This window comes from Vibrio sp. M260112, assembly GCF_036533775.1.
Classification (GTDB): Bacteria; Pseudomonadota; Gammaproteobacteria; order Enterobacterales; family Vibrionaceae; genus Vibrio.
On sequence record NZ_JATABH010000070.1, the window covers coordinates 1 to 12,612 of the forward strand.

Annotated in this window: 8 protein-coding genes and 1 pseudogene; all 9 read right to left on the reverse strand. The window is 46.0% G+C overall.

The features are described 5' to 3' along the window. Positions 1-185 precede the first annotated feature (185 nt). Complete coding sequence (gene rpoC, locus QTN95_RS18715; RefSeq protein ID WP_331418559.1) at positions 186-4,388, reverse strand: DNA-directed RNA polymerase subunit beta'; 4,203 nt, start codon at positions 4,386-4,388, stop codon at positions 186-188. A gap of 74 nt (positions 4,389-4,462) precedes the next feature. Beyond that, positions 4,463-8,491 carry a DNA-directed RNA polymerase subunit beta gene (rpoB, locus tag QTN95_RS18720; protein WP_269378478.1) on the reverse strand — a complete coding sequence of 1,343 codons (4,029 nt, stop codon included), beginning with the start codon at positions 8,489-8,491 and terminating at the stop codon, positions 4,463-4,465. 231 nt (positions 8,492-8,722) lie between these two features. Continuing rightward, complete coding sequence (rplL, locus tag QTN95_RS18725; protein WP_269378477.1) at positions 8,723-9,091, reverse strand: 50S ribosomal protein L7/L12; 369 nt, start codon at positions 9,089-9,091, stop codon at positions 8,723-8,725. A gap of 57 nt (positions 9,092-9,148) precedes the next feature. Next, the gene (gene rplJ / locus QTN95_RS18730; RefSeq protein ID WP_138971459.1) at positions 9,149-9,643 is read right to left on the reverse strand and encodes a 50S ribosomal protein L10; all 495 of its coding nucleotides are present in this window, start codon (positions 9,641-9,643) and stop codon (positions 9,149-9,151) included. A 289-nt stretch (positions 9,644-9,932) separates the two neighbouring features. Continuing rightward, positions 9,933-10,634 (reverse strand): 50S ribosomal protein L1, encoded by a 702-nt coding sequence (gene rplA, locus QTN95_RS18735; protein ID WP_138971460.1) that lies wholly within the window; start codon positions 10,632-10,634, stop codon positions 9,933-9,935. Positions 10,635-10,638: 4 nt separating this feature from the next. Beyond that, on the reverse strand, positions 10,639-11,067 hold the full coding sequence (rplK, locus tag QTN95_RS18740; RefSeq protein ID WP_138971461.1) for a 50S ribosomal protein L11: 429 nt from the start codon (positions 11,065-11,067) through the stop codon (positions 10,639-10,641). A 182-nt stretch (positions 11,068-11,249) separates the two neighbouring features. Further along, complete coding sequence (gene nusG, locus QTN95_RS18745) at positions 11,250-11,798, reverse strand: transcription termination/antitermination protein NusG (protein ID WP_008078233.1); 549 nt, start codon at positions 11,796-11,798, stop codon at positions 11,250-11,252. Between the two features lie 13 nt (positions 11,799-11,811). Continuing rightward, positions 11,812-12,192 (reverse strand): preprotein translocase subunit SecE, encoded by a 381-nt coding sequence (gene secE, locus QTN95_RS18750; protein ID WP_004747599.1) that lies wholly within the window; start codon positions 12,190-12,192, stop codon positions 11,812-11,814. A 275-nt stretch (positions 12,193-12,467) separates the two neighbouring features. Further along, positions 12,468-12,612 (reverse strand): annotated as a pseudogene (gene tuf, locus QTN95_RS18755) (elongation factor Tu); the annotation flags it as partial.

Sequence of the window (12,612 nt, forward strand, 5' to 3'; positions counted from 1 at the left end):
TTCAGTATTGGGGGCATAACGATTGGCGAGTGTTAGGGCTGTAGTTAATTGCAAAATAAAAGGCTCAAAGTTATAGAAACTTAGAGCCTTTATAAGCTATCTGCAGGATCGTTCAACCGATCATTTATCTCTTAACTGATCGGCATTAACCCGAAGGTGCCTTTTCTCATTTTTCACTCTAACGATTACTCGTCAGTAGAGAAACCAGCGTTTAGTAGTGCTGCAAGGTTGTCAGTCGCTTGTTCAGCTGAAGGACCTTCTTGCTCTTCTGCACGCTTAGCTTGACGATCTTGGTGGTAAGCGAAACCCGTACCTGCAGGGATTAGACGACCTACAATTACGTTTTCTTTCAGACCACGTAGTTCATCACGCTTACCAGAAACCGCAGCTTCTGTTAGTACGCGAGTTGTCTCTTGGAACGATGCCGCAGAGATGAACGACTCAGTTGCTAGCGATGCTTTAGTGATACCTAGTAGTTCACGTTCGAAGCGTGCTGGCTCTTTGCCTTCTGCCTCTAGTGCACGGTTAGCAATCTTAACGTTAGCGTATTCTACTTGCTCACCTGCTAGGAACTCAGAGTCACCAGCGTGAGTAATAGTACACTTACGTAGCATCTGACGAACGATAGTCTCGATGTGCTTATCGTTAATCTTAACGCCTTGAAGACGGTATACTTCTTGAACTTCGTTCGCGATGTATTGAGTCACAGCGTGGATACCACGTAGACGTAGGATATCGTGTGGAGACTCTGGACCATCTGCGATCACGTCACCACGTTCAATCTTCTCGCCTTCGAATACGTTAAGCTGACGATGCTTAGGAATCATCTCTTCGTACGTCTCACCGCCATCGCGAGTGATAATTAGACGACGCTTACCTTTCGTCTCTTTACCGTAGCTCACAGTACCTGTGTGCTCAGCAAGGATCGCAGGCTCTTTCGGCTTACGTGCTTCGAATAGGTCAGCAACTCGTGGAAGACCACCAGTGATGTCTCGGTTACCACCAGACTTCTGAGGAATACGTGAAAGCGTATCACCCACACCTACTTCTGCACCGTCTTCGATGTTAACGATAGCTTTACCTGGTAGGAAGTAGTGAGCTGGCATTTCAGTACCAGGGATCATTACATCGTTACCTTGCTCATCAACAAGTTTGATTGCTGGACGCATATCTTTACCTGCTGCTGGGCGAGCTGCCGCTTCAGTTACTTCGCTTGACGATAGGCCTGTTAGGTCATCCGTTTGACGAGAAACTGTTACACCGTCGATCATGTCAACGAATTGGATGCGACCTGCCACTTCAGTGATGATTGGCATAGTGTGCGCTTCCCAGTTCGCTACTGTTTCACCAGCTTGAACTGAATCGTTGTCGCCTTTAGTTAGTAGAGAACCGTAAGGCAGTTTGTGTTTCTCTTTCGTACGACCAAACTCATCAATAATAGTCAGTTCAGATGCACGAGAAGTGATAACAAGCTTACCATCTTTGTTCGTTACAAACTTAGCATTGTGTAGCTTAACCGTACCTGTTGTCTTAGCTTGGATGCTGTTCTCTGCTGCTGCAGTAGATGCCGCACCACCGATGTGGAACGTACGCATCGTAAGCTGTGTACCCGGCTCACCGATAGACTGAGCAGCGATTACGCCAACTGCTTCACCTTGGTTCACTAGGTGACCACGTGCTAGGTCACGACCGTAACACTGTGCACAACAACCGAAGTCCGCATCACAGGTAACTACAGAGCGAACTTTCATTCTGTCTACTGAGTTCTCTTCCATGATTTGACACCACTTCTCATCAATTAGAGTGTTACGTGGGATCAGAACTTCTTCTGTACCTGGCTTAAGAACATCTTCAGCAACAACACGACCTAGAGCTAGCTCAGAAAGTGCAACTTTAACGTCACCACCTTCGATGTGCGGCATCATGTCAACACCTTCGTGGGTGCCACAGTCGTGCTCGTGTACTACTACGTCCTGCGCAACGTCTACTAGACGACGAGTTAGGTAACCCGAGTTCGCAGTTTTCAGTGCCGTATCCGCAAGACCCTTACGAGCACCGTGCGTTGAGATAAAGTACTGAAGTACGTTTAGACCTTCTTTAAAGTTCGCTGTGATAGGCGTTTCGATGATTGAGCCGTCTGGACGAGCCATCAGACCACGCATACCAGCTAGCTGACGAATCTGAGCTGCAGAACCACGAGCACCCGAGTCAGCCATCATGTAGATGCTGTTGAATGACTCTTGTTGCTCTTCTTCACCGTCACGGTTAACTACCGTTTCAGATGAAAGGTTTTCCATCATCGCTTTCGCTACGCGATCGTTGGTCGATGCCCAAATATCGATCACTTTGTTGTAGCGCTCACCCGCAGTTACAAGACCAGATTGGTACTGTTCTTGGATTTCGCGAACTTCTGCTTCAGCTTCTTCGATCTCAGTGTATTTAGCTGCTGGTACAACCATATCGTCGATACCAACCGATACACCAGAAAGTGCCGCGTAAGCAAAACCTGTGTACATGATTTGGTCAGCGAAGATTACCGTGTCTTTCAGACCAAGCTTACGGTACGCTTCGTTAAGTAGGTTAGAGATTTGCTTCTTACCTAGCTTTTGGTTAACGATGCTGTACGGTAGACCTTCTGGCACGATTTGCCACAACATTGCACGACCGATAGTTGTATCAACTAGCTTAGTCTCTGTTGTGCTGTGACCATCTTCGTCTTTTACAGTCTCAGTGATACGAACTTTAACGCGAGCGTGTAGCTCAGCAGTCTTAGTGCGGTATGCCTTCTCAGCTTCTGCTGGGCTAGCAAGGTACATACCTTCGCCTTTCACGTTGATCTTTTCACGAGTCATGTAGTAAAGACCCAATACAACGTCCTGAGAAGGTACGATGATCGGATCACCTGACGCTGGCGACAGAATGTTGTTTGTCGACATCATCAGAGTACGAGCTTCAAGCTGTGCTTCTAGAGTTAGAGGCACGTGAACCGCCATTTGGTCACCATCGAAGTCCGCGTTGTATGCCGCACACACTAGTGGGTGTAGCTGAATCGCTTTACCTTCGATTAGTACTGGTTCGAACGCCTGGATACCTAGACGGTGAAGTGTAGGTGCACGGTTCAATAGTACTGGGTGTTCGCGGATAACTTCGTCTAGGATATCCCAAACGATCGCTTCTTCACGCTCAACCATCTTCTTAGCAGCTTTGATTGTAGTCGCAAGACCACGAGTCTCTAGCTTGCTGTAGATGAATGGTTTGAATAGCTCTAGTGCCATCTTCTTAGGAAGACCACACTGGTGCAGACGAAGGTATGGACCTACTGTGATTACAGAACGGCCAGAGTAGTCTACACGCTTACCTAGAAGGTTCTGACGGAAACGACCTTGTTTACCCTTGATCATATCAGCAAGAGATTTCAGAGGACGCTTGTTCGAACCTGTGATCGCACGACCGCGACGACCGTTATCTAGAAGTGCATCAACAGACTCTTGCAGCATACGCTTTTCGTTACGTACGATGATGTCCGGAGCCGCTAGCTCTAGTAGACGCTTCAAACGGTTGTTACGGTTGATTACGCGACGGTATAGGTCGTTCAGATCAGACGTCGCAAAGCGACCGCCATCTAGAGGTACTAGAGGACGTAGATCTGGCGGAAGTACCGGAAGCACAGTTAGGATCATCCACTCTGGTTTGTTACCAGATTGAACAAACGCTTCAACTAGCTTCAGACGCTTAGTGATCTTCTTACGCTTAGTCTCTGAGTTAGTAGACTGAAGCTCTTCACGCATCTCTTCGATTTCAGCAGGCAGATCCATAGACGCAAGTAGGTCTTTAATCGCTTCTGCACCCATCTTAGCCGTGAACTCGTCACCCCACTCTTCTAGGCGATCTAGATACTCTTCTTCTGTAAGCATCTGAGATTTTTCTAGATCAGTCATACCTGGTTCAGTTACTACGTACATTTCGAAGTAAAGAACACGCTCGATATCACGTAGAGGGATATCCATTAGTAGACCGATACGAGACGGTAGCGATTTTAGGAACCAGATGTGAGCTACTGGAGAAGCAAGCTCGATGTGGCCCATACGGTCACGACGAACTTTAGTTTGTGTAACTTCAACGCCACACTTCTCACAGATAACGCCACGGTGTTTTAGACGCTTGTATTTGCCACAAAGACATTCGTAGTCTTTTACTGGACCAAAGATACGCGCACAAAACAGACCATCACGCTCAGGCTTGAACGTACGATAGTTGATCGTTTCAGGTTTTTTAACTTCACCAAAAGACCATGAACGGATCATGTCTGGTGAAGATAGACCGATTTTGATTGCATCAAATTCTTCGGTCTTATGCTGCGCTTTTAGAAAGTTTAATAAGTCTTTCACAATCAGCTCCTGTAAGGAGTTAAAAGGAGCTCACCCGCAAAAGTGAGCACCTTCTACCAAATAATCCCGTGGGATTACTCTTCGTCTTCTAGCTCGATGTTGATACCTAGCGAGCGAATCTCTTTCAACAGTACGTTGAACGATTCTGGCATACCAGGTTCCATGCTGTGGTTACCGTCTACGATGTTCTTGTACATCTTAGTACGGCCGTTAACGTCATCAGACTTAACTGTTAGCATTTCTTGTAGCGTGTAAGCAGCACCGTAAGCTTCAAGTGCCCATACTTCCATCTCACCGAAACGCTGACCACCGAACTGAGCTTTACCACCAAGTGGTTGCTGAGTTACTAGGCTGTACGAGCCAGTCGAACGAGCGTGCATCTTGTCATCAACAAGGTGGTTCAGTTTCAGCATGTACATGTAACCAACAGTTACAGGACGCTCAAACGCATCACCAGTGCGACCATCAAACAGAGTTAACTGACCAGATTCTGGTAGGTCACCTAGTTTTAGAAGCTCTTTGATTGATGATTCATTTGCACCATCGAATACCGGCGTTGCGATCGGTAGACCGCCACGTAGGTTAGAGATCAACGTACGAACTTCATCATCAGATAGAGACGCGATGTCTACGTTCTGACGAGTTTCACCAAGATCGTAAACCTTCTGTAGGAAGTCACGGAACTTAGCTAGCTCTTGCTGCTCTTTAACCATCTGGTTGATCTTGTCACCGATACCTTTCGCTGCCAGACCTAAGTGTACTTCTAGGATCTGACCGATGTTCATACGCGAAGGTACACCTAGTGGGTTCAGTACGATGTCAACAGGTTGACCTTTTTCATCGTATGGCATGTCTTCAACAGGGTTGATCTTAGAGATTACACCCTTGTTACCGTGACGACCCGCCATCTTATCACCAGGCTGGATGCGACGTTTAACCGCTAGGTAAACTTTAACGATCTTCAGTACGCCAGGTGCTAGATCATCACCTTGTGTGATCTTGCGACGCTTGGTTTCAAACTTCTTATCGAAGTCTGCACGTAGCTCGTCATACTGCTCTGCTAGTTGCTCTAGCTGAGTCTGTAGAGCATCGTCTTCAAGCGTCAGTTCTAGCCACTTCTTGCGATCGATAGCATCTAGTTTCGCTTCAGTGTAACCACCGTCGATAAGTACAGCTTTAACACGGTTTAGAAGGCCACCCTCAAGAATCTGGAATTCTTCAGTAAGGTCTTTCTTCGCTTCTTTAAGCTGCATCTGTTCAATTTCAAGTGCACGTTTGTCTTTTTCAACACCGTCACGAGTAAATACTTGAACGTCGATGATAGTACCTGAAACAGAGTTTGGTACGCGTAGAGACGTATCTTTAACGTCTGACGCTTTCTCACCGAAGATAGCACGTAGTAGCTTCTCTTCAGGAGTTAGCTGAGTTTCACCTTTAGGCGTTACTTTACCTACAAGGATGTCACCGCCTTTCACTTCCGCACCGATGTAAACGATACCTGACTCGTCTAGTTTAGACAGAGCAGACTCACCTACGTTTGGAATGTCAGCGGTGATCTCTTCAGCACCAAGCTTAGTATCACGCGCTACACAAGATAGTTCTTGAATGTGGATAGTCGTGAAACGGTCTTCTTGAACTACGCGCTCAGATACTAAGATCGAGTCTTCGAAGTTGTAGCCGTTCCAAGGCATGAACGCGATACGCATGTTCTGACCAAGAGCAAGTTCACCAAGGTCTGTTGAAGGACCATCAGCAAGAACGTCACCACGTGCAACAGGTTCACCAGGCATCACACATGGACGCTGGTTGATACACGTATTTTGGTTAGAACGAGTGTATTTAGTTAGGTTGTAGATATCGATACCTGCTTCACCAGGGATCAACTCTTCTTCGTTCACTTTAACAACGATACGAGAAGCATCTACAGACTGGATTACACCACCACGTTTCGCTACCGCAGTAACACCAGAGTCAACTGCGATGTTACGCTCAATACCAGTACCAACTAGAGGCTTATCAGCTTTAAGAGTTGGAACTGCCTGACGCTGCATGTTCGCACCCATCAATGCACGGTTCGCATCATCGTGTTCTAGGAACGGGATAAGCGATGCAGCGATAGATACAACCTGGTTAGTTGCAACGTCCATGTAGTCAACATGTTCGCGTGGGTGTAGACCAGATTCACCTTTCTGACGAGCTGTGATTAGCTCTTCAGCAAATGTGCCTTCTTCAGTAAGAACAGTGTTCGCCTGAGCGATAACGTACTGACCTTCTTGAATAGCAGATAGGTAATCTACTTCGTCTGTTACTACGCCATCTACAACACGACGGTATGGAGTCTCTAGGAAACCGTACTCGTTACAACGCGCAAACGCAGATAGAGAGTTGATCAGACCGATGTTTGGACCTTCAGGTGTTTCGATAGGACATAGACGACCGTAGTGAGTTACGTGTACGTCACGTACTTCGAAGCCAGCACGTTCACGAGTTAGACCGCCAGGACCCAACGCAGAAATACGACGCTTGTGCGTTACTTCTGATAATGGGTTGTTTTGGTCCATGAACTGAGATAGCTGAGAAGAGCCAAAGAATTCTTTAACCGCAGCAGAGATCGGCTTAGCATTGATTAGATCTTGAGGCATGATTGCATCAAGGTCACCAAGGCTTAGACGCTCTTTAACAGCACGTTCAACACGTACTAGACCAACGCGGAATTGGTTTTCTGCCATTTCACCAACAGAACGGATACGACGGTTACCTAGGTGGTCGATATCGTCCACTTCACCGATGCCGTTACGGATAGCGATAAGCTTCTTCATCACTTCGATGATATCAGTTTCATCAAGTGTGCCTTGCTCTTGAGCATCTTCACGTTCGATAGAGCTGTTGAACTTCATACGACCAACAGTCGATAGATCGTAACGCTCTTCAGAGAAGAATAGGCTTTCGAATAGTGCTTCAGCAGCTTCTTTCGTTGGTGGCTCGCCAGGGCGCATCATGCGGTAGATTTCTACCAGCGAAGAAATACGATCAACAGTGCTGTCGATACGTAGTGTCTCTGACATGAATGGGCCGTGGTCTAGATCGTTCGTGAATAGAACAGATAGAGCTTTATGGCCAGCTTGAGAAAGGTTAGCTAGAGCTTCTAGGCTGATCTCTTGGTTTGCACCAACAATGATCTCACCGGTTGCTTCGTTGATGTAATCTTTCGATGCAACTTTACCAACGATGTACTCTACAGGTACTTCGATGTGGTCAATGCTGTCTTTTTCAAGTTGACGGATATGACGTGCAGTCACACGACGGCCAGTCTCAACGTAAACCTTACCGTTAGCTTCGATATCGAACGACGCAGTTTCACCACGTAGACGATCAGGAACAAGCTCCATTAGAAGAGTTTGATCTTTAACTTCGAAGTTCACCTTCTCAAAGAAGATGTCCAGGATCTCTTCAGTCGTCTTACCTAGTGCACGAAGAATGATAGATGCTGGTAGCTTACGACGGCGGTCAATACGTACGTATAGGTTATCCTTAGGATCAAACTCGAAATCAAGCCATGAACCACGGTAAGGAATAACACGTGCATTGTATAGAACTTTACCTGATGAGTGGGTCTTACCCTTATCGCTGTCGAAGAATACGCCAGGACTTCTGTGCAGCTGGGATACGATAACCCTCTCGGTACCATTGATAACGAAGGTACCATTGTCTGTCATAAGCGGAATTTCGCCCATGTAGACTTCTTGTTCTTTAATGTCTTTTACAGTACCTGCTGGCGCGTCTTTATCAAAAATAACTAGACGTAGTTTTACGCGTAGTGGCTTTGAATAAGTTACGCCGCGGATTTGACATTCTTTAACGTCAAAAACTGGCTCACCAAGACGGTAGCTAACGTATTGCAGCTCGGAATTGCCGTTGTAGCTCTGAATCGGAAATACAGAACGGAAAGCAGCTTCAAGACCGTATTGACCTTCAGGATCCTGTTCGATAAATTTCTCGAACGAATCGAGCTGGATCGATAGCAGGTATGGAATGTCCAACACTTGTGGACGAGTACCAAAGTCCTTACGGATGCGCTTTTTCTCGGTATAAGAGTAAACCATGGGGTTCCTCAGCTCGCTGATAAGTGACCCAAACTGCCTCTGGTAGTATGAGACAGTGACTAAATATCTGTTTGAGTGTAGTAGCGTTTCATTAAGAGCTAATGAAGCGTTTTTTGCTTGAAGTATGGGTGCTCAAACAGCGGAAAAATCACCCAACCCCTACAGCGCAAAAAGGCCGGTGGTTATAAAACCACCAGCCATTAGCCGTTAGGCTAAGAAGCTAAGTAATAATTACTTAACAGCAACTACTGCGCCAGCTTCTTCTAGCTGAGCTTTAAGAGCGTCAGCTTCTGCCTTCTCAACACCTTCTTTAAGAGGTGCTGGAGCGCCGTCTACAAGAGCTTTAGCTTCTTTAAGACCTAGGCCAGTTGCGCCACGTACTGCTTTGATAACAGCAACTTTGTTAGCGCCTGCAGATTCTAGGATTACGTCGAACTCAGTTTGCTCAGCAGCAGCTTCGCCAGCTGCAGCGCCACCAGCTACAACAGCAGCTGCAGCAGAAACGCCGAATTTCTCTTCCATCGCTTCGATTAGTTCAACAACTTGCATTACAGACATTTCTGCAACTGCGTCTAGGATTTGCTCGTTAGTAATAGACATAACAATTCTCTTTTAAATCAACAATAAGTTTATTAAGCAACCAGAAAAAAGCAAGGCTTACGCCGCAGCTTCTTCTTTTTGATCGCGGATAGCAGCGAATGTACGTACCAGCTTGCCAGCAGAAGCTTCTTTCATGCACATCATTAGGCGTGCGATTGCTTCGTCGTAAGTTGGTAGTGTCGCTAGTACTTCAGCGTCAGTTAGCGCGCCTTCAAATGCAGCAGCTTTGATCTCGAAGTTTTTGTTCTCTTTAGCGAAGTCTTTGAAAAGACGCGCTGCAGCACCTGGGTGCTCGTTAGAGAATGCGATTAGAGTAGGACCAGTGAATGTCTCTGTTAGACACTCATAGCTAGTACCTTCTACCGCACGACGCATCAGCGTGTTACGAACAACTTTCAGGTAAACGCCCGCTTCACGAGCTTGTTTACGTAGAGAAGTCATTGCGCCCACTTCAACGCCACGAGAGTCAGCTACAACTGCAGAAAGTGCACCACTGGCAGCTTCGTTGACTTCAGCAACAATTGCTTTTTTGTCTTGAAGGTTTAAAGCCATCTTGGATTAACTCCTGGTTGTCGTTACACCACTCACTATTATCACAACAGTGAGAGCTTAAAAGGTGCTTCCCAGAAGAAAGGTAACTATTTACATAGAGCTTTCTGTCAGTTCGGGCACCATCTACGTAGGATGATTAAGTTTGACAAGTCAAACACCTACGGTCTTGGACGGAGACTGGGTCATAATTCACAACAAATTCTAGAAGAATTTAATGAACCAAAGTTCAGCCCCAACCACAAATATTAGGCGCAGAATTATACATTAATTTCGCGCCTAATCAAATCAATTATGCTTGAGTGTTCAGGCTACCCTGATCAACAGCAACACCAGCACCCATAGTAGTAGAGATGCTTACTTTCTGCAGGTAAGTACCTTTAGCAGAAGATGGCTTAGCTTTCTTCAGAGCAACTAGAAGAGCTTCTAGGTTCTCTTTGATCTGCTCAGCAGAGAAGTTTGCTTTACCGATAGTAGTGTGGATGATGCCGTTTTTGTCGTTACGGTAACGAACCTGACCAGCTTTAGCGTTCTTAACAGCTTCAGCAACGTTAGGAGTTACAGTACCAACTTTAGGGTTTGGCATTAGACCGCGAGGACCTAGGATAGTACCTAGTTGACCTACAACGCGCATTGCATCTGGAGAAGCAACAACTACGTCAAAGTTCATTTCGCCTTTCTTAACTTGCTCAGCAAGATCTTCCATACCAACGATGTCTGCGCCAGCTTCTTTAGCTGCTTCAGCGTTTGCACCTTGAGTGAACACTGCAACGCGGATGTCGCGGCCAGTACCGTGTGGTAGTACAGTTGCACCACGTACGTTTTGGTCAGATTTACGAGCATCAATGCCTAGGTTAACAGCAACGTCTACAGACTCAACGAATTTAGCAGTTGCTAGTTCTTGAAGAAGAGCTACAGCTTCGTTGATTTCGTATTCTTTAGTCGCGTCAACTTTGTCGCGGATTACGCGCATGCGCTTAGTTAGTTTAGCCATCTTATTAACCCTCTACCACTAGGCCCATTGAACGAGCAGTACCAGCGATTGAACGCTTCATTGCTTCGATGTCAGCACCAGTCATGTCAGCAGCTTTAGCTTCTGCGATTTCTTGGATTTGAGCTTCAGTTACAGTGCCCACTTTTTCAGTGTTTGGACGGCCTGAACCAGACTTAACGCCAGCAGCTTTCTTAAGAAGAACAGCAGCAGGTGGAGTCTTAGTGATGAACGTGAAAGAACGATCGCTGTATACAGTGATAACTACTGGAGTAGGTAGACCTTTCTCTAGAGATTCTGTTTTCGCGTTGAACGCTTTACAGAATTCCATGATGTTAACACCGTGTTGACCTAGTGCAGGACCAACTGGTGGACTTGGGTTTGCCATACCAGCAGCAACTTGTAGCTTGATGTAAGCTTCAACTTTCTTAGCCATGATTATTCCTAATTTTGGGTACAAGCGCTAATCGACCGATCAGCTCCCCGTTGATACAAATTCTTTTTATTTCGCTCAAAACTTAAGCTTCGATTGAAATAATAAGGCGCGAGATTATAGTAATAATTCGCGCCTTATACAAGCCTAAAAAGGTGATTTTTTATACTCTACAAATCAGAGTATTAGTCCAGTTTTTCAACCTGACCAAATTCAAGCTCAACTGGTGTCGCACGACCAAAGATCGATACAGACACTTTCAGGCGGCTCTTCTCGTAATCCACTTCTTCAACTGTACCGTTGAAGTCAGCAAATGGACCGTCTGTAACACGTACAACTTCACCCGCTTCGTACATAGTACGTGGGCGAGGAGCTTCACTTGCTTTCTCTAGACGGTTAAGAATCGCATCAGCTTCTTTATCAGTGATAGGAGCTGGACGATCAGAGGTACCACCAATGAAGCCCATGACACGCGGCACACTGCGTACTAAGTGCCATGATTCATCGTTCATGATCATCTGAACTAGGACGTAACCAGGGAAGAACTTGCGCTCAGACTTACGACGCTGACCTGCACGCATTTCCACTACTTCTTCAGTAGGGACTAGAACTTCACCAAACAGCTCTTCCATGCTGTGCATTTTGATATGCTCACGAAGAGATTGGGCTACACGGCCTTCAAATCCAGAGAAGGCTTGAACCACATACCAGCGTTTTTTTGGAGCTTCACTCATGAATTAAAACCCTCTATACCCCAGTTGCTAGAGCGACAAGACGAACCATGATGCCGTCAATGCCCCAAAGCACTAGAGCCATTACAATACTTACAGCTAAAACGATTAAAGTAGTTTGCATAGTTTCTTGGCGAGTAGGCCAAACCACTTTGCGTACTTCCATACGCGACTCTTTTGCAAACTCAATCGCAGCTTTACCCTTAGTTGTTGTAGCAGCAACACCAAGTGCCGCAGCGATTAATACAACAACTCCTGCAGCACGAATTACTACAGACATTTCACCATACAGGTAATTACCCACAACAGCGGCAGCTAACAGAGCGAAAGTGACAATCCACTTAAAGATATCTGCGCCATTTGAGCTATCAGGAGTTTCAGCATTATTTGCTTTCATAAAACCAACCTGTCTAAGTCTTAATATAGACGACAACAACCCCGCTGTTGCAGGGCAAATCCATTAAACGGCAATCTAACTAGATTGACGCACGCTTTTATTGATTGAGAAGCAACACCTCAATCAAAAAATCCTGCTTACATGTCTGTTTTCATAACAATGCAACAGACATTTTGTATAGTGCAGAAAAAGGGCATCAAATGATGCCCTTTTTGCTACTGGTTCGTCAAATCTTATTCCAAGATTTTCCGAAGACTTTAGCTAATTCGTTAGAATTAAGCGAAGATCTTAGCAACAACACCAGCACCAACTGTACGGCCACCTTCGCGGATCGCGAAACGTAGACCTTCGTCCATCGCGATTGGAGCGATTAGCTCTACAGTCATCTTGATGTTATCGCCTGGCATTACCATTTCTACG

Excerpts from the sequence above, each read along its gene's own strand:
- rplK (WP_138971461.1), bottom strand. The coding sequence starts at position 11,067 with ATGGCTAAGAAAGTTGAAGCTTACATCAAGCTACAAGTTGCTGCTGGT.
- rplJ (WP_138971459.1), bottom strand. The coding sequence starts at position 9,643 with ATGGCTTTAAACCTTCAAGACAAAAAAGCAATTGTTGCTGAAGTCAAC.
- rplL (WP_269378477.1), bottom strand. The coding sequence starts at position 9,091 with ATGTCTATTACTAACGAGCAAATCCTAGACGCAGTTGCAGAAATGTCT.
- nusG (WP_008078233.1), bottom strand. The coding sequence starts at position 11,798 with ATGAGTGAAGCTCCAAAAAAACGCTGGTATGTGGTTCAAGCCTTCTCT.
- rpoB (WP_269378478.1), bottom strand. The coding sequence starts at position 8,491 with ATGGTTTACTCTTATACCGAGAAAAAGCGCATCCGTAAGGACTTTGGT.
- secE (WP_004747599.1), bottom strand. The coding sequence starts at position 12,192 with ATGAAAGCAAATAATGCTGAAACTCCTGATAGCTCAAATGGCGCAGAT.
- rplA (WP_138971460.1), bottom strand. The coding sequence starts at position 10,634 with ATGGCTAAACTAACTAAGCGCATGCGCGTAATCCGCGACAAAGTTGAC.